Source organism: Natrinema sp. LN54 (assembly GCF_052439245.1).
GTDB classification, from domain to species: domain Archaea; phylum Halobacteriota; class Halobacteria; order Halobacteriales; family Natrialbaceae; genus Natrinema; species Natrinema versiforme_A.
This window is the reverse complement of record NZ_JBQVRP010000001.1, coordinates 678,231-695,824: the sequence shown is the minus strand read 5'-3', so window position 1 is coordinate 695,824 and position 17,594 is coordinate 678,231. Positions and strand designations below refer to the sequence as shown.

The 17,594-nt window shown below is 66.4% G+C and carries 18 protein-coding genes; 4 read left to right on the top strand and 14 right to left on the bottom strand.

Features of this window, described 5'->3' with window-relative positions; all coding sequences use genetic code 11:
• Positions 1-17 precede the first annotated feature (17 nt).
• Entirely contained in the window at positions 18-404 is a 387-nt protein-coding gene (locus ACT4ML_RS03515) for a DCC1-like thiol-disulfide oxidoreductase family protein (RefSeq protein WP_444719612.1), read from the bottom strand.
• Positions 405-551: 147 nt separating this feature from the next.
• Between ACT4ML_RS03515 and ACT4ML_RS03510 the strand changes: the two genes are divergently transcribed.
• Entirely contained in the window at positions 552-746 is a 195-nt protein-coding gene (locus tag ACT4ML_RS03510; protein ID WP_444719611.1) for a hypothetical protein, read from the top strand.
• A gap of 57 nt (positions 747-803) precedes the next feature.
• Entirely contained in the window at positions 804-2,054 is a 1,251-nt protein-coding gene (locus ACT4ML_RS03505) for a hypothetical protein (RefSeq protein WP_444719610.1), read from the top strand.
• Between the two features lie 83 nt (positions 2,055-2,137).
• On the opposite strand, the gene ACT4ML_RS03500 is transcribed toward ACT4ML_RS03505, so the two are convergent.
• The 9 genes from ACT4ML_RS03500 to ACT4ML_RS03460 form a co-directional block, all read right to left on the bottom strand.
• A complete protein-coding gene (locus ACT4ML_RS03500) occupies positions 2,138-3,577 on the bottom strand; it encodes an HNH endonuclease (RefSeq protein WP_444719609.1) in 1,440 nt (479 codons plus the stop codon).
• Between the two features lie 422 nt (positions 3,578-3,999).
• The gene (locus tag ACT4ML_RS03495; protein ID WP_138243855.1) at positions 4,000-5,226 is read right to left on the bottom strand and encodes an orc1/cdc6 family replication initiation protein; all 1,227 of its coding nucleotides are present in this window, start codon (positions 5,224-5,226) and stop codon (positions 4,000-4,002) included.
• A 521-nt stretch (positions 5,227-5,747) separates the two neighbouring features.
• Positions 5,748-6,059 (bottom strand): HalOD1 output domain-containing protein, encoded by a 312-nt coding sequence (locus ACT4ML_RS03490; protein WP_444719608.1) that lies wholly within the window; start codon positions 6,057-6,059, stop codon positions 5,748-5,750.
• A 170-nt stretch (positions 6,060-6,229) separates the two neighbouring features.
• A complete protein-coding gene (gnd, locus tag ACT4ML_RS03485; protein ID WP_138243857.1) occupies positions 6,230-7,129 on the bottom strand; it encodes a phosphogluconate dehydrogenase (NAD(+)-dependent, decarboxylating) in 900 nt (299 codons plus the stop codon).
• A gap of 111 nt (positions 7,130-7,240) precedes the next feature.
• Positions 7,241-9,133, bottom strand: coding sequence for a sensor histidine kinase (locus ACT4ML_RS03480; RefSeq protein WP_444719607.1), 1,893 nt, complete (start codon positions 9,131-9,133; stop codon positions 7,241-7,243).
• An 80-nt stretch (positions 9,134-9,213) separates the two neighbouring features.
• The gene (locus ACT4ML_RS03475; RefSeq protein ID WP_444719606.1) at positions 9,214-9,648 is read right to left on the bottom strand and encodes a hypothetical protein; all 435 of its coding nucleotides are present in this window, start codon (positions 9,646-9,648) and stop codon (positions 9,214-9,216) included.
• An 84-nt stretch (positions 9,649-9,732) separates the two neighbouring features.
• Positions 9,733-10,197: a copper resistance protein CopD gene (locus tag ACT4ML_RS03470; RefSeq protein ID WP_138243860.1), complete on the bottom strand. Its 465-nt coding sequence runs from the start codon at positions 10,195-10,197 to the stop codon at positions 9,733-9,735.
• Between the two features lie 88 nt (positions 10,198-10,285).
• A complete protein-coding gene (locus ACT4ML_RS03465) occupies positions 10,286-10,840 on the bottom strand; it encodes a metal-dependent hydrolase (protein ID WP_444719605.1) in 555 nt (184 codons plus the stop codon).
• Positions 10,841-10,961: 121 nt separating this feature from the next.
• The gene (locus tag ACT4ML_RS03460) at positions 10,962-11,444 is read right to left on the bottom strand and encodes a deoxyuridine 5'-triphosphate nucleotidohydrolase (protein WP_138243862.1); all 483 of its coding nucleotides are present in this window, start codon (positions 11,442-11,444) and stop codon (positions 10,962-10,964) included.
• Positions 11,445-11,712: 268 nt separating this feature from the next.
• Between ACT4ML_RS03460 and ACT4ML_RS03455 the strand changes: the two genes are divergently transcribed.
• Together ACT4ML_RS03455 and ACT4ML_RS03450 are read left to right on the top strand one after the other, a co-directional pair.
• Positions 11,713-13,683, top strand: coding sequence for an aconitate hydratase (locus tag ACT4ML_RS03455; protein ID WP_138243863.1), 1,971 nt, complete (start codon positions 11,713-11,715; stop codon positions 13,681-13,683).
• A 189-nt stretch (positions 13,684-13,872) separates the two neighbouring features.
• Positions 13,873-14,796, top strand: a complete 924-nt coding sequence (locus ACT4ML_RS03450; RefSeq protein ID WP_138243864.1) for an LLM class oxidoreductase — start codon at positions 13,873-13,875, stop codon at positions 14,794-14,796.
• Positions 14,797-14,867: 71 nt separating this feature from the next.
• Here ACT4ML_RS03450 and ACT4ML_RS03445 read toward each other — a convergent pair whose 3' ends face one another.
• The 4 genes from ACT4ML_RS03445 to ACT4ML_RS03430 all read right to left on the bottom strand — a co-directional run bounded on the left by ACT4ML_RS03445 (position 14,868) and on the right by ACT4ML_RS03430 (position 17,564).
• Positions 14,868-15,302, bottom strand: coding sequence for a hypothetical protein (locus tag ACT4ML_RS03445; protein WP_444719604.1), 435 nt, complete (start codon positions 15,300-15,302; stop codon positions 14,868-14,870).
• Between the two features lie 88 nt (positions 15,303-15,390).
• The gene (locus ACT4ML_RS03440; RefSeq protein WP_444719603.1) at positions 15,391-16,629 is read right to left on the bottom strand and encodes an MBL fold metallo-hydrolase; all 1,239 of its coding nucleotides are present in this window, start codon (positions 16,627-16,629) and stop codon (positions 15,391-15,393) included.
• Between the two features lie 80 nt (positions 16,630-16,709).
• On the bottom strand, positions 16,710-17,129 hold the full coding sequence (locus ACT4ML_RS03435; protein ID WP_444719602.1) for an SHOCT domain-containing protein: 420 nt from the start codon (positions 17,127-17,129) through the stop codon (positions 16,710-16,712).
• A gap of 90 nt (positions 17,130-17,219) precedes the next feature.
• Entirely contained in the window at positions 17,220-17,564 is a 345-nt protein-coding gene (locus ACT4ML_RS03430) for a hypothetical protein (protein ID WP_138243868.1), read from the bottom strand.
• Positions 17,565-17,594: the final 30 nt, after the last annotated feature.

Here is a 17,594-nt window from a genome sequence, read left to right as displayed (position 1 = left end):
GCATCGGAACGGGACGGTTAGGTGTCGTCGGAATCCTGGCGCGCCGGCGGCGTCTTCGAGAGGTACTTTCCCCACCGGTCGCGGTTGTCCGCGACCCACCGGTAGGAGCGCTCGCGGAAGTGCTCGTAGTCCTCGAACTGCCGGAGGAACTCGACGACATCTTGTGCAGGCTCGGCGACGTCGGTACGGACGAACGCCTCCTCGATCGAGGCCCCACAGGAGTAGACGCCGTCCGGGGCGACCAGATGCGAGCAGTCCTCGTAGTCCTCGGGCAGTCGCTCGCGCAGGTCGTCCGTGAGGTCGCTGAAGCCGACGATGCGGAGATCCGTCCGCTCGTCGAAGTACTCCGCCCACCACGTACAGAAGCCGCAGTCGTCGTCGTAGACGAGTGTCGCCTCGGTCATATCCGAAGCAAGGGGCTCGAGATACAAACGCTTGGCTCGGCTCGAGGTCCGTGGCGCGCCGCGCGGAACGCCGCGGGATGTCGAGCGAGCCTCGGACGGGCGACTCGAGCGGCGGGATACTTGGGCCGGGGCAGCGAAGCGGTTCCCATGGAGCGGTTCGTGCAGTCGATCGTCGCCGGGGGCGTCGTCCTCGTCGGCGCGTGCTGGCTCGTGGCGCTCGCCGAGTCCGGCTCGGCGCCGTGGCTGGTCGGCGTCGCGCTCGCCTTGCTCGGAACGGGAGCCGTCTTCGCCGGTATTCTGACCGAACTCGAGTCGGGGGCGTTCACCGTCGGCGAGGAGTGAGCCGGTTTGCCGCCCTCTCGCCAGAACATTATTGAGACCGGTGGCCAATGCTGAGCCATGAGTAGCGCGGCCCGGCCGCTCTCGGAACCGCGGGTACTGGCCCACGCGAAGCGGCGGCTCTTTCCCGACGAGGACGAGCCGACCGCCTACGCGGTAGCCGACACCCAGTTCGCGCAGGCGGAGTGGCTCCCCGGCCGGCCGGTCGAGGCGGCCGTGCGGGACCGGTTGGCCCCGTTCAATCACGTTCGGATCGGCGGCGGCTACCCCGACCTCGTCGGCGTTCGCACCCTCGAGTCCGATCTCCTCGCCGTCGAGCGACTCGGGGACGACCCGCCGCTGATCGCCGTCGAGGCGAAAGGCGAGACCAGCGGCGGCGTCGATACCCAACGGGGAATCGTCCAGGCCTACGACCGGCTTCACGAGGCGAACGCGGCGTATCTGGCCGCACCGGCCGCGTCGATCTCCGAGACCGACCGGACGCTCGCCCGGGAGTTGAACGTCGGGGTGCTCGGCGTCGATTCCGCGGGGACCGTGGACGCCCTCGAGGTACCCCGCGTCGTCGGCAATCGAACGACGACCGAGGCGACGGCGATCCGGTTTCAGGCCAGCGCACAGGGCGTCGCGGACAAGTCGTTCGGTCTGAACCACCCCAAGAACTACCTCGGCTATCCGCTGGCTCACTACGCGGCCGGCGATACCGAGACGCTGCTGTCGGCGTACAAGGTCGTCAGCGCCGTCGATAGCGCTCGGCAGGGCGCTGCGTTCCTCGGATTGATCGAGGACGGCGTCGGCACCGAGGGCGTCGACCTGACCTCGCTCGGCGAGGAAGTCGTCCGATTCGCGACGGCCCGCTACGGGACCGTCGAGGCGGCTCTCGAGGAGTTCGAGAACTGGTATCGGTCGAGCAAGCGATTCGTCGATCTCGCGCCGGCGTGGGGGCAGTTAGCCCGTCGGGTCGTCTTCGACTACCGGGCGACGGAGTTGCTCGTCCGGGAACTCCAGTGCATGCACGAGGACGGGATCACGGAGCCGTCGCTGGTCGACCTCGTCGAGTACCTGCACGAACTCCACCCGACCTTTACCGTCGAACTGTTCGTCCGCGGCACCGACGGCGTCCGCAGTCGCGTCCTGACCGAAGACGGCGACCTCCGCCCGGCGGCGCTCGAGGACGGTTCCGTCTACCACTCGCCGACGGTGTTCCAGTTGAAGGCGATGCTGTTCCACACCGGCATTCTGACCGAACGCGGGGCAGAGCCGAGTCGGCTCGAGCCCCTCGAGGACGTCTGGGCGCTTCGCGAACCCGTTTGAGGTCTCGGGTTTCGGCCGCCTCGAGAAACGAACGTCTGGAAGCGAGTGGAGCTAGCCACTGCTGGCTGGGAGGCGAACGGATCTTACGCCGATTCGAACCCGTTCCGTTCCCGATGCGCGGCGAGGAATTTCGCGTGCGGGTGGCAGTCCTCGTCGTCGGGGAGCGTCAGCGGTTCGCCCTCGAGCGCCGCGAATTCCTCGTAGCCCTCGAGGTCGGGCCGGTCGGCGACCAGAATCCGGTAGTCGTCGGACACCGCGAGCCAGCCGGCGTCGAACGCCCAGTGGTGGAGCCGACAGAGCGCGAGGCCGTTCCGAACGTTGTCGCGGCCGTTCTCCCGCTTCGGATAGATGTGGGCGGCCTCGATGTCGACCGTCCCGTCCGGTGACTCGCGCGATTTCCCGCAGATAGCACACCGCGAGTCGTAGGCGGATTTGACCGTCGTCGGGAACGCGCTCGAGCGGACTCGCCGCTGGACTTCGGTGAACTCGTCTCCGTCGTCGGTCAGGGTCGGCTCTTCGGCAGCGTCGGCTTCGACTCCGGCAGACACCGATTCCGCGAGCGCTTCGAACCGCGCCGGCTCGACCTCGAGTCGGTCCATCGTGAACTGATAGACCATGCGCCCGTTCCGCGAGACGTACTCGGCGTCAGTCACGTCGACCAGTCCCTCGTATCGGAGGTCGTCGCTGTCCGCCGGCTGGTAGAAGAAGTACACCGGAACGGTCGACCGATCGGCCTGCTCGAGGAGCGCGCCGTTGGCGCCGGTCAGTTGCTGGTCGCCTTTCTCCGGGACGCCCTCGCCGATGTAGGTGAACCGCTCGCCGTCGATTTCGTCGCCGTACGGCCCGTCTTCGCGAGCTTTCACGATGATATACGCCAGCTCCCCCTCCTCGTCCGTTCGCGGACTGATCCCCTTGATGTACGAGCCGAAGCTCGTGTCGAACGCGTCCTCGAGGTCGGTCTGTGCGTAGAACGTGCCGCGCTCGAGGTGGGGATACTCGGACGAGCGGCGCGTCGCCAGTGTTCGGCCGCTGTCCGTGAGCGAATTCACGCCGTCGGCGCGCTCGACGTAGCCGAGACTCTGCAGCCAGCCCCTGTGTTGGGCGGGTCCGGAGTCGTCGTTCCAGCCGACGGCCGGATGGGCGGACGAGATCGCGTCGCCGAGTTCGGCGTCCGTTTTCGGCCCCTCGAGCAGCGCCTCGAGCATCGTATCGAATCCACGGACGGTGCTCGAGAGGAGTTCGTAGAGGATTTCCGGATCCGTTTCGGCCACCCATCTGAGTCCGCGCTGGGTGAGCCGAACGTCGCCGTCCAGTTCGAGCAGTCCGATCGCCTCGAGAAAGGCGAGCCGGTTCCGGATTCCGTCCTCGCTCGTCGCTCGCGTGTTCGATCGGATCCACTCGAGGACCGCCGCTTCGGTCGGATTTTCGGTAACGATATAGTTGCAGAGCCGCTCGAGGACGGCCGTGTAGTTCCCTGCACCGCCGAAGAATCGAACCGCGATAGTGCGTGTGTCCCCTCCCATCGTGACAGTCAGTACTGCTGTTGTGAGGACACGAGTATAAAACGAGCGACAGGGGCGACTCGGCGGCGAGGCCCGTGGAAATATCCGCGTCGCCGGGGACACACCGGCCTTACAAGTGAACCGGAACGGGACACACCACGGTTGCACGTGAAGGCGGCCCGACTCTCGAGTCCCGGTTCCCGACGGGACCACAGACACCACTCTTTCATGTGAACAGTCAACACTGCCGCTGCGATCGATTCCTGACAGCAGGTTGGCCGAGATCTCTCAGGGAGAACAAGGTCTGATGGCGGTGTACGGCTAGAATTCGACGCTCTATGACCCCACTGATACAAGTGAACGCTGACGGGCGTCACGACGCGGTAGCCGGGGACGGAATCGTGTTATCCCCCGTTCACTTGTAACGGTGGTGTGGGGCGGACTCAGACGACGCCGTTCATCCGCGCGATCTCCCGGATCGTCTCGATTTCCTCGTCGAGGTAGAGCACGTCGGCCATCGCGTCCACGGCGCTCGAGAAAGGTACGTCGAGTTCGTAGCTGTAGTAGTTTCCGCGGGAGCCGCTCCGGTTTTCCTTCGCCGAGAGGATGCCGAGCATCCGGAGATCGGAGAGGTGGTTGTGGACCGACCGCTGGGCGAGGGAATCGGTTCCCGACGACTCACAGAGCGCTTCGTACTCCTGATAGAGTTCGCGGGTCCGGCAGGGCGTCGACTCCTTGGCGGCCTTCGAGACAACCGCCAGCAGGGCGAGTCGCCCGTGGGTCGTCAGCTCCCGCATCCCCTCCTCGACTCGCTCTTGCTCGAGTTTGGAGCGCGCTTGCTCGACGTGGTGTTCCTGAATCACGTCGTCATCGTTGTTCTCCGCGACTTCACCCGCTAGCCGGAGCAGATCGAGCGCCTGTCGGGCGCTCCCGCTGTCGCGAGCGGCGAGGGCCGCACAGAGGTTCAAAACCCCGCCGTCACAGCCGTTCTCGGTGATCGCGACCTCGGCTCGAGACTCGAGGATGTTGGTCAGTTCCGAGGCCTCGTAGGGCGGAAACTGCAGTTCGCGCTCGCAGAGCGTATCCTGGACGCGGGGATCGAGTTGCTCACGGAATTTGAAATCGTTGCTGATGCCGATGAGGCCGACCTTCGTCGACTCGAGGTAGCCGTTCGACCGTGCTCGCGGCAGTTCGTACAGCAACTCGTCGCGGTCGCCGATCGAATCGATTTCGTCGAGGACGATGACGACGGTTCCGCCCAGTGCCTCGAGTTCGCTGTAGAGTTTCTTGAAGACGGTCTGTTGGGGGTAGCCGGTCGTGCTGATCTCGGCGCCGGCGGGGCGGAGCGTGTTGACCAGTTCGACCGCGACCTGATACGACGAGTTGAGCGTCTTGCAGTTGACGCCCAGCACTGAGAGGTCGACGTCGTCGTACTCGGTGACGTCTTCCTGGAGCACGTCGAGGAGATAGTCGGTGACGGCGGTCTTGCCGACGCCAGTGTTTCCGTAGAGAAAGACGTTGTTCGGCTCCCAGCCGTCGATGATGGGCTGGAGCGCGTCCATGTAGGCCTCGATTTCTTCGTCTCGCTCTTCGATCCGTTCGGGCTGGTACGACTCCCCCAGCGCGTCCTTGTTCCGGAAGATGTTCTGCTTCCGCTCGAACCGAGGCATGCCCGTATCAAGAGAGATGTACTATTTAAAGCCACTCTTTCATCTGATGCAAGTGAACTCAGACACACCACTCTTTCACGTGAAGACTAGTCTAGTAGGAGTCGTCTAGAGAACAGTCCACGTTTTCATCTAAAGCGATGACACTTCTCGCTCCATCGAGAGCGAACTCGCTACAGCACGAGTCCCGACCGTCTCTTTTCAACGCTCTGGGTCGAAATGAAAGTCGCGACGGAACGGACGTTCGCGGAGTCCCATCTGTCCCACGCCCCGTCACGCCGCTTCACTTGCAACAGTGGTGTGTGTCTGTCGATAGCGATCCGAGCCGCGGTCGATCGCATCCGAACCGAGCGACGTGTCCGCAACGTCCTCTCGAGAAAATAGTCGCAGAGGAGAGTCCCGAGAATACCGGTCGCGGAGGACGTTCCGAGAAAATCCGTCGCCGAGGAAGCCGGACCGCTTCCTCGTTTTCCCTACTGAAACACTATATCCGCGGGAAACCCCTTAGATCGCCCGTAAATCCCTTACGTCGATGACTCGGTGTCCATGAGTTCGCTCCGCGACGCGTCGGCGGAAATCTCCGCCCCCTCGAGATTCACGGTGACTTCGTCGTCGGTCTCCGTGACTGCGACGGTATAGCCCTGATAGGAAAATTCGAGCGTCGAAAAGCCCTCGGAGTCCGGAAGCGAATCGAGGAGATCGGGATCGATCGCATCGTACAGCGGGTTCAACTCGATGGGATCGGCGTCCTCGACCTGCGCGACGAGATCGATAACGGCCATGCTGAGTTGGTCGGTTGCTGTGACGGAAACGGATGTCGACTCGAGCGAATTCATAACTGCTGGTGTGGGACCGGGAGTAAAGAAGGTGTCCCAATATTTCACGCCACTGTTCCCGGAGAAAAGAACGATTCAATACGCCGGAATAGGCGGTCGAGTGAACCTGACTGCCACCGAGTATTCCGAAGTCAGATATACGTGTTCCGATATCGGATATGGTCGAGTCGCTACTCGCGGCGCGGGACTTCGTGGCGACCGAACCCGTACCGGAGCCGGTTCGCGAGCCGCCGCGAGAACCGGCCGTCGTCGGCCCGTGAGCCGAACCGTTCGGAGAGCGCGGTGTAGATCAGCGGCAGCGGCACCTCCTGCTCGAGCGCCTCCTGGACGGTCCACGTCCCCGTCGAGCCGCCCTCGATGCGGTCGGCGACGGTGCCCAAGTCGTTGCCCTCCTCGCGGAACGCCTCCTCGCAGAGTTCGAGCAGCCACGACCGGATCACGGCGCCGTTGTTCCAGACCGAGGCCACGCTCTCGAGGTCGAGGTCGTACCGGCCCTCGTGGAGGAGTTCGAAGCCCTCGCCGTAGGTCTGCATCAGGGCGTACTCGACGCCGTTGTGGATCATCTTGACGTAGTGGCCCGAGCCGGCGGCCCCCATCCGTTCGTGGCCGTCGGGACCGGTCGCGACGGCGTCGAAGACCGGCTCGAGTTCGTCGTAGGCCCACTGGGGGCCGCCGACCATCAGGGAAAAGCCCAGCTCGGCACCGGCGGGGCCGCCGGAGGTGCCACAATCGAGGTACGCCGCGGGACAGGACTCCGCGCGGCGCACCGAATCCTCGAAGTAGGAGTTCCCGCCGTCGACGACGATATCGTCGCCGTCGAGGTGGTCCGCGAGTTCCTCGAGGGTGACGTCGACCGCCTCGCCGGCGGGGACCATCAGCCAGATGCGCTTGTCCGATCCCAGCCGGTCGACGAGGTCGTCGATCGAGGCGGCGGGGTCAGCGCCGGCGTCGGCCGCCGTCGCGACGGCCTCTTCGTCCAAGTCGAAGGCGACGACATCGTGGCCCGCCGCGAGGGTTCGCTCGACGACGATCTGTCCCATCCGTCCGAGTCCGATCAGGCCCAGTTGCATGGATAGGCGTCGGCCGGCCGCTGTGGTAGTGGTTGCGGTTCCGCGGCGAACGCGGCCGCTATGGGAGATCGGCGGGTCGGTCAGCTGTGTGATGTCTGTCGGCCGGTCGAGTCACGTCGCGTCCACCGCGTCTGCCACCTCCGACGGGGCGGCCTCGAGGACGATTTCGACGCGGCTGCCGCCCAGTTCGGACGCCGAAAACGAGATGGAGCCGCCGTAGCTATCGACCATCCAGCGAACGAGCCAGAGGCCGAGCCCGCTGCTGTGGGTGAGCTGCGTGATGTCGCTCTCGCCGGTGATAACGTCGATCTCGGCGGGCGGGATCCCGGGACCGTCGTCGGCGACCGAGAGCCGGACCCGATCGCGCTCGCGATCGGCCGAAATTTCGACGGTCGGTGCCGGTCCCGCGTGTCGAACCGCGTTCTCGAGGAGGTTGTCGACGACGAGTCCCAGTCCCGCGTCGGCCCAGGCCCGGCAGTCGCCAGTCGTCGAGACGGAGACGGTCGCGGCTTCGTCCTCGACGGCAGCGACGGCGTCCGCCGCGACCGCGCCGATGTCGACCGGCCGCAGGTCGTCGTCCCGGTCGAGCGCGTCCTGGATGGCCCGCGTCTTCTCGCTGGTGCGGGCGAGATCGGTCGCGGTCTCCCGGAGCGTGCCGGCGGCGTCCGTGAGATCGCCGTCCTCGAGTCGCTCGCGGAGGAGTTCGGCGTAGCCGATGACGACGGTGAGATCGTTCCGGAGGTTGTGCCGGAGGACGCGGTTGAGCACCTGCAGGTACTGCTCGCGCTCCTTGCGCCGGGTGATGTCCCTGACGACGCTGACCGCGCCGCGGAACGTTCCGTTCTCGATCTCGTCCGCATCGCGGGGTAACAGCGAGCACTCGATCTCGACCGGAAACTGCTCGCCGTCGGCGGTCGCGTAGGTGGCCTCGAAGGCGCCGCTCTCTTTCTGGGGCTCCTCGAGCAGCTCTTCGGCGTGTTCGACCGCGCGATCGTACGACTCGTCCTCGAAAATGAGAGAGACGGATTCGCCGATGAGTTCCTCGCGGCCGTATCCCAGCCGCTCGGCGAGGGGGTCGGTCACCAGCGTCAGCCGGGCGTCTCCGTCGACCGCGTACACCATCCCCTCGACGGTCTCGAGGACCCGTTCGTGCCGGCGAAGCTCCTCGCCGCGATCGGTTCGCTCGAGCGCGGCGGCCGCGCTGGCCGTCAGCAGTCGTGCGAGCCGGACGTGGCGGTCGTCGAACGCATCGCTGACTGGCGACCCGACGTTGAGGAGTCCGTGGTCGCCGATCGGGACGCACATCATCTCGGGGAGCCGTTCGTACTCGTCTGCCCGGCCGGTCCGGATGTCCTCGAAGATGAGCGGCTCGCGGCGGCGGAACGCCTCGCCCATATCGCTGTCGCGAATCTCGACTCGTTCTCGCTCGTCGAACAGCTGGTCGAGGGCGTCGGAGGCGGCCGTCAGGGCCAACTCCTCCGCTTCCGGGTCGTGGAGGCGAACGGTGACCATGTCGAACCCGAGGACGCGCTCGGCGGCGTCGACGACGATGTCCGCGACGGCCGCGCGCGACTCACAGGAGAACAGCGCCCGCGTCGCCTCGAGCAGTTCGGCCTCTCGCTCATGGCGATCGGTGGTGTCGGTCGCGGGTCCGTGGCCGGCCGAGACGGCCGCGATACGATCGACGAGCGTCTCGTCGGTCCCGCGGACGAAATACTCCGTCGCCCCCGCACGCGTCGCGGCCGCCGCGGCGGTCCCGTCAGGCACTGCCGTCACGTAGATGATCGGTACCGCCGGCGCTCGCTCGCGTACCGCAGCGACGGTCTCGACGCGGTCGGCGTCGGTCCCGTCGATGACCACGCAGTCGACGGCGGCCGTTTCGAGACGGGCGATGGCCGCCGCTCGATCCGCCGGCGCGGCGACATCGAACGCGGCTCTCTCGAGATCGCGTGGCGGCGTCGCCCCGTCTCCGACGAAGACGACGTGCTGTTCGGTTCCGGTCACTGTCTATCCGACGAAAGTAGTCGTCGGTGATTACTGTTGTGGCACGCCGATACGAGGCAGACGAAAGTCGACGACTGCACCTACGGAATCGGTTCCTCGAGGTGAGCCCAGCCGATCGCGTCGAGCACGACGATTCGGTCGTTGTACCGGACGTAGACGCCGTTGTACTCGTCGCCGTCGGCGTCGTAATAGGGCAGCGTCTGGCGGATACTGTCGACGACGGACCACGCGCCGTCGCGTTCGAGCGTGATGTGTTCCCACTCCTCGTGTGCGCCGTGACGGATCGCCTGGTCGAGCGCTCTGCGCGCGCCGGGAATCTCGCCGAGTCGTTGTGCGGACGCGTCGACGACGATGGCGTCGTCCGGGACGTCTTCCGACTCGATGACGCGTGCGCCGAGGTTTGCCTTCGATCGTGATGTGCGGGCCGCTGACTGCTCCGAATGCAGGACGTAGCCGGCCACGGCAGCCGTCCCCACCGCGAGGAGCGACAGGGCCATGTCTTTACCCCTAATCATTAGCGAGTACCTTACAGTAACTGACTAAGTATCTTTCGCAAGAATGTTCGTTACTAAGGGGTTCGTCGCCGAAAAACCAACCGACTAAAGCAGGCGGCCGACGTTGGCCGAGAGCAGGCCCGCGACGACCAACAGCCCGAGTGCGGCCACCGCCGCGGCACGGAACACCGGCAGCGCATCGCGGGCGGGTTCGCGGATCTTCTTCCCGGTGAGGCCGGCCTCGAACCGTTTCGTCCCGATTTCGACGAGCGCGGTCAGGACCAACCAGAGCGCGACCATCGCGATCACCAGTCGGCCGTTAGTGGAGCCGAACAGCGTCTCAGTCGTGTACGTTCGGCCGGCCAGATGGCCGCCGGTGAGAAAGAGAAGGAGCGAACTCACCCGCGAAACCGTCGTCAGTTTCCCCGAGATAACCTCGAGCGGCCGGGTCGTGTTGAACGCGCCGTCGCGTGCGAGCGGGATGACGACGGCGGCGACGAAACAGACGCTACCGGCCCAGAGTGCGGCAAAGACCAGATGGATCGTTCTGGCGGCGAGCACGTCGACCATACGAGGTCGCTCGGAGAGCGGCCGTATCAGGGTTCCGACTTCCGACCGACTGAGAGTCCGCTCGAGGTGAACGTCGGCTAGCGGTCTGTCACTCGAGCCAGTCGGGCGTCCACGCGACCAGTCGTCGCCGGAGGAGCGCGTAGACCAGCGAGACGGCCACCCCGCCGACGATCGCGGCGGTGAGCCACCCGTCGAAGACGAGCAGCGCCGGGATCGCGAGCGCGATACCGAGAGCGGCGTCCTCGGGCGCGCCGTCGTAGCGGATCAACCGCCGGGGGCGGAGCCACCGCCCGCTGACGTGGTCGTAGACCGCGCGCTCCGTGCGCTCGTTCCACGGGTCCATTTCCGGGCCGCCGCCGAGGGAATCGCTCGCGGCGTGGAGCCACGCGGTGACGGCGAACGCGGCGACGCCGACGGTGAGCGCTGCGGGGACGATGGTGGCGATGACGACCGCAGGAACGGCGACCGCGAGTCCGGCGACTGGAAAGTGCAGCGTCCGCCGATGCGTGAAGACGAGGTCGAAATCGGGGGCGAGCCCGCCGAGGATCGCGCCGACCGCGAGCGCGACCGCGAACTCGGGAGCGACGTACGCCACCGGCGCGACGACCGCGAGCCCGGTAAACACGTGGGTCGTCGCCATCATCGGTGTCTTACTCGAGCGGAGGGTCGGGAACGGGAAAACGGTACGCGAACCGGCACGCTCGTGACAACGCCGCGTCGATCGTCGCCGAACGCGACGGCGGTCTCACGCGAGCCGCGAGGGCTCACTCGACGTTCTCGCCCTGATAGCTGCCGTCGTAGAGATCCTCGTGGTTCGCCTCGGCGAACACTAACTGCGCGATCCGGGCCCCGCGCTCGAGTTCGATGTCGTGGTGGACCTGTAACAGGCCCTCGCCGCGGCCCTCGTAGCCCGCGTCCCAGACCGCGGTGTTGAGCATACAGGAGTTGCGCATGAGCGACGAGCGAGGGTAGACAAAGCCGATGTGGCCCTCGGGGATCTCGATTCGTTCGCCGTACCGGACGATGTAGGCACCCTCGGGCAGGTAGTAGGTGGCGGGCTCTTTCTGCTCGAGTTCCTCGAGCGGGCGGGCGACTCGGTCGCCGATCTGTTTCCCGTCCCGGCCGATGCGGCCCGGTTCCAGTTGCTCGAAGACGACGTCGGCGGTGAGATCCACCCCGTTTGGCTGGACCTGCGAATCGGTCGTCGGCGAGACGTGGTCGGCGACGAAGGCACCGGATCGGAACATGACGGTCTCTGTCCACCTAACGCCGCGGCGACGGGAAAAGCGTATCCGTTCGCGACGACCCGTCGATACGCTAGCATCCCGTACGCCACGGGTCGCCATCGCACAGAATTATGCGAACATGTTGCAGTGTGGGCCGTATCGCCGGAACGAACGGTCACCTGCACGGCAATACTTACTCGAACCCGTTCCGTTTTGCGGGGATTGTAGCGGTCGTCCCTGACAGAAACACGCTGGATTTATCAGGACGGAAAGCCGAGTTCAGGGTGCTATGGGACAGACTCTCACCGAAAAGATTCTCGACGACCACCTCGTCGAGGGCGAACTCGAGACCGGCGAGGAGATCGGGATCGAGATCGACCAGGTGCTTACTCAGGACACGACCGGGACCATGGTTTGGCTCCAGTTCGAAGCGATGGGGCTGGACGAGGTCCAGACCGAGATCGCGGCGCAGTACTGCGACCACCAGACATATCAGTTCGACTTTAAGAATACCGACGACCACCGTTTCCTGCGTTCTGCGGCCGGCAAATACGGCGCTCACTTCTCTCGACCCGGTAACGGTATCTGCCACAACGTCCACCGCGAGAACTTCGCGGCCCCCGGCAAGACGCTGCTGGGTTCGGACAGCCACACGCCCACGCCCGGCGGCCTCGGCGAACTCGCCATCGGCGCCGGCGGGATCGACGTCACCGTCGCCATGGGCGGCGCACCGTACTACATCGAGATGCCCGAAGTCGTCAACGTCCGCCTCGAGGGCGAGCTCCCCGAGTGGGCCACCGCGAAAGACGTCATCCTCGAGCTGCTCCGTCGCCTTTCCGTCAAGGGCGGCGTCGGCAAGATCCTCGAGTACACCGGTCCGGGCGTCGAAACCCTGACCGCACCCGAGCGGATGACCATCACCAACATGGGCACGGAACTCGGCGCAACGACGTCGATCTTCCCGACCGACGAGCAGACGGAGGACTACCTCCAGCGCGTCGGCCGCGGCGAGGAATACACCGAGCTCCAGCCCGACGACGACGCCGACTACGACGACGAGATCGTCGTCGACCTCTCCGACCTCGAGCCGCTGATCGCACAGCCCTCGATGCCGGACAAGGTCGTTCCCGTCAGCGAAGTCGAAGGCGAGTCCGTCGAGCAGGTCATCGTCGGCTCCTGTACGAACGGCGGCTACGAGGACATCCTCCCCGTCGCCAAGATGCTCGAGGGTCGCGAGACCTCGATGGAAACCGACACGATCGTCGCGCCCGGCTCCAAGCAGGCCTCCGAGATGCTCGCCCGCGAGGGCTGGGTCGCGGAGATGATGGCCGCCGGCGTCAACTTCTCCGAGGCGACGTGCGGTGCCTGTATCGGCATCGGCCACGTCCCCTCCTCGGATTCGGTCTCCCTGCGAACCTTCAACCGCAACTTCGAGGGTCGCTCGGGTATCGAAGACGACAACGTCTACCTCTGCTCGCCGGAGGTCGCGGCCGCCGCGTCGCTCAAGGGCGAAATCGTCGACCCGCGTACCCTCGCCGACGAACTCGGCGACCTCGAGGCCCCCGGCGTCGAGCTCCCCGACGAGTACGACGGCTCCAAGACGGACCTCATCAGCCCCGACGAAGCCGTCGACGACGAGCTCATCAAGGGCCCGAACATCGGCGACGTCCCGCTGAAAGACCAGCTCGGATCGGACATCTCCGGTGAGGCGCTTCTGAAGATGGAGGACAACATCACGACCGACCACATCATCCCTGCGACGCAGGACATTCTGATGTACCGGTCGAACGTCCCCAAACTCAGCGAGTTCACCCTGAGCCGCGTCGACGAGACCTTCGCCGACCGCGCGCTCGAGGCCGACGGCGGCTTCCTCGTCGCCGGCGAGAACTACGGGCAGGGCTCCTCGCGAGAGCACGCCGCTCTCTGTCCGATGTACCTCGGTATCGAGGGCGTCCTCGCACAGAGCTTCGCACGCATCCACCGCGCGAACCTCTTCAACTTCGGGATCGTCCCGCTGACGATCGACGAGGACACCTACGAGAACATCGACCAGGGCGACGAGATCGAGATCGTCGACGACGTCTACGACGCCGTCACCAGCGGACAGGAGGAGTTCACCGTCCGCGTCAACGGCGACGAGTACACGGCGACGCTTGATGCCTCCGAGCGCGAGCGCGCAATCCTCGCGGCCGGTGGCAAGCTCTCGTGGACGAAAGAGCAGGCCGAAGGCGGCAGCGGCGCGACGCCCGCCGACGACTGATCGGTCTCTGACGACTCGGCTGCACGCACACTCGATTTTCATTTTTGTTCCGCCGGCGAGTGGCAACGCGCTCTCTCGCGGTCCAGCCGTCCGTCGCCGCGACCGGAATCGACAGCCGGCGCAGTCGAAACCGGCAACGGTGGTCGGACAGCGCCATCGTCATACCGCTGGGTCCGATAGCACGACCGAATGCCTGCCGGTGGACACGAGAACGCGGGCTACCGACGCCTGTTCGACAGCGACGGGCTGACCTTCGGCGTCGGCTTCCCGCTCACGGGGGCGAACCGCTCGACGCCGACCGTCGGCGACGAACTGGGGCTCGCGAACCACGCCGAGGCGGTCGGCTTCGACGGCCTCTGGGCCCGAGACGTCCCGACCTACTGGCCGAAGTTCGGCGACGCGGGCCAGTCCTTCGACACGTGGCCGTGGCTCTCACACGTCGCCGCCCGCACCGACGAGATCGCGCTCGGCACCTCGAGCGTCGTCCTCACGCTCCGTCACCCGCTCCACGTCGCGAAGTCCGCGGCGACGGTCGACCAGCTCTCTGACGGCCGGCTCGTCCTCGGCGTCGCCTCCGGCGACCGCGACCCCGAGTACCCCGCCTTCGGCGTCGACCGCGAGGAGCGCGGCCGGCTGTTCCGCGAGTCCGTCGACGCGCTCCGAACCGTCTGGCGCGAGGAGTTCCCGGAGTGCGAGGGCCAGTGGGGCAGCCTCGAGGGCGACCTCGAGGTGGTCCCGAAGCCGACGACCGAGACGCTCCCGCTGTTGCCCACCGGCCACGCCCGCCAGTCCCGCGAGTGGATCGCCGAGCACGGCGACGGGTGGCTGTTCTACCATCTCCCGGAGTCGACCCTCGAGAGCTATCTGACCGACTGGCGCGAGGCCGCGGGCGAGAAACCGTTCGCCATCGCGGTACAGGTCGAACTGGCCGACGACCCGACGGCCGAGCCCGAACCGCTCCACCTCGGCTTCCACGCCGGCATCGAGTGGTTCCGCGACTACTTCGCCCGGCTCGCGGACTACGGCCTCGATCACGCGATTATCGGAATCAGAAACGACGACAAAGAAGCGGCGCTGTCGACGTTCGCCGACGAGATCATCGACCAACTGTAGCCCGTCGCCGCTCACGAGCGACGCCAGCCGCCCTCGTCGCCACTCGAGGTTGCGAGGCCGGCCCCGGCCGCTTACTCCTCGCTCCGGGCGCGGTCCCGTAACTGCTGTTTCTGACGGCGTTCGGTCACGTGATCGACGCCGTCCGCCAGTTCGTCTCTGACGCGCGTCTCGAAGGCGTCGACGTCCTCGAGGAACGCTTCGGAGAACTCCTCGACGAGTTCGAACGTCCACTGATCGCTGATCGCCCCCGCGGGGAGGTGGTCGTCTCGGAGGTCGTTCGCCCACTCCTCGTGGCCGGCCTCGCGCAGTTCGGCCTCGGCGTCGCTCATCCGGTCCATCGCGTGGCCGAGTTCGTGGTGGAACTCGAGGAGGGTGCCGTAGGCCCGGTGGACGTGCTCGATTCCCAACTGGAGTTCGTGGAGCGCCGCCTGTTCGGCGTCGCTCAGTTCGAGTTCCGCCGGGTCGGTCTCCGTCTCGGGGCCGGCGTCTGAATCGGTGTCAGTCACGCACGCGACGACCACGACGCGAGGCAAAACCGTACCCGTTGAACGTGCCGGACCGGCGGTCGCCATCGCACCCGTCTCGGCCGCCCGATCAGCACTCGAGGCGCTCGCCCAGTTCGGGCGCGGACGCGTCGTAGCCGTCCGCCCGCAGTTCCGCGGCGAACGCCTCACAGCGGTCGCCGTGATTGACGAGCACTCTCGCGCCTTCGTAGGCCTCGAGGAACGAGCGCAACCCCTCGCGGTCCGCGTGCGCGGAGAAGTCGTACTGTTCGACCTGCGCGCTGACCGGCATCATCCGGCCGTCGATTTCGGCGCTCCCGGTCTCGAGCAGGTCGCGTCCGGGGGTGCCCTCGACCTGATAGCCCGTCATGGCGATCTTGTTCGTCGGGTGCGAGCGGATCGCGGGGACGTAGGTCATGGCCGGGCCGCCGTGGAGCATCCCGCTCGTGGTGACGATGACGGTGTTTTGTTCCGCGATCCGCTCGCGCTGGCCGTCCCGGCCGTCGACGAACCGGGCGTTGCCCTTCGCCCGGCGCAGTAGGTCCGGATCGCGCAGGAACTCGCGGTTTTGCTCGCGCAAGAAGAGTTCCGTGACGCGTGTGCCCATCCCGTCAACGTAGCACTCGAGGTCGTATTCCTCGCAGAGACAGAGTACCTCCTGCGTGCGGCCGATGCCGAACGCGGGGACGACGACGGTGCCGCCCTCCCAGATCGTCGTGCGCAGGCTCTCGGCGAACTCGCGTTCGATCTCCTCGCGCGGGGGCCGCGTCACGTCGGAGTAGGTGCTCTCACAGAGGACGACGTCGGCGTCGGGCCGCGCGGTGGTGCCGGCCAGCAGCCGCTGTCCCTCGATGTGAAAGTCGCCGGTGTAGAGCAGTCGCGTCTCGCCGTCATCGACGAGGACGTGGGCGCTCCCGGGAACGTGGCCGGCGTCGAAGAAGGTGACCTCGTAGCCGGCGACCTCGAACGTGTCTTCGTAGCCGTGGGTTTCCGAGACCTCCGCGACGCGGGCGAGTTCCGCCTCGGTGAACGGGCAGTCGTAGCTGCCGCCGTGGAGTTTCAGCGTGTCGCGGGCGAGGACCATCGTGAGGTCATAGGTCGGCGGCGTCCAGTGGATCGACGGCCGCGCGTCGCCCGACAGGAGCGCCGGGACCGAGCCGACGTGATCGAGGTGGCCGTGACTGACGACGACGGCCTCGGGATCGACGTCGCCGATCGGGAACGCCGGCGGATTCCCCGAATCCATCCCGAAATCGAGCAAGAGCGTCTCGTCGATATAGATCGCGCTCCGGCCGATCTCGCCGGCACCGCCCAGCAACTGAACGTCCATGACGACTCTCTCGGACCTCGCGCGGCTTGCCTCCGTTGGTTCCGGTCGACGGGTGTCGGGCTCTCGCGGACAGCGCCAGCCTACCGATCGCGGAGCCGCCGCGTCTCGTTCGTCGTAGTGTGAGCGCCCGACCGGTCGGTCTCGGGTCGGCCCCGTCGCTCGTCCGCGAGGAGCCGCTCGAGTTCGCGTTCGAACTCCTCGTCTTCGAGTTCGCCGGCGACGTACCGGGAGCGAAGGCGTTCCTCGGGATCGGGCTGGTCAGTCGACTGCCGTTGTGAATCCGGCTCCTCGGCGGGGCTCGAGCGACCGCTGAGCACCGAGAATAGTCCGACGACTGCCAACGCGAACAGACCCATGATCGCGAGCGACACGATCATCGAGAGGACGGCCGCGATGACCGAGAGCGCGATCCCGAGGATCGTTCCGACGACGCTCAGTACGATGAGCGCGAGCACGAGCACGCCGACTCCCTTCAGCAGGACGGAACTGAGTCGTCCCATACACACCGTTCGTCGGACGCGCACAAAAACCACGCGGCGACACCGGTCGGACAGCGGCCCGTTTGACTCGCGTCGCGGCTCGAGGAGTCGTCAGGAACTGTTCGAGCGGCGGTCGTCCGCCCCGGCCACCGGGACGCCGGCCCGTTCGGCCAGCCCGATGAGATACACGTCGAGCAGGCAAATAAGGAGGATCGCGAGCGGCACGGCCACGTCGGTGTAGCTCACCGCGTCGAACTGCAGGGCCGTCACGACGAACGGATTACCCGGCTCGAGCGCGCCCGACAGCGACCGCGCGCTCAGGAACGCGAGCGCGAGCCCGTAGCAGCCGAACCAGATCCCGCCGCGTTTCCACTGACCGAGGTAACAGTGGCCGAGGCCGGCAACGAGCGCGGACAGCGGATACGCCGGCCAGACCGGTCGCGACAGCTCACTCATAGGCCCCCGTACGTCACGGAGGACAATCGG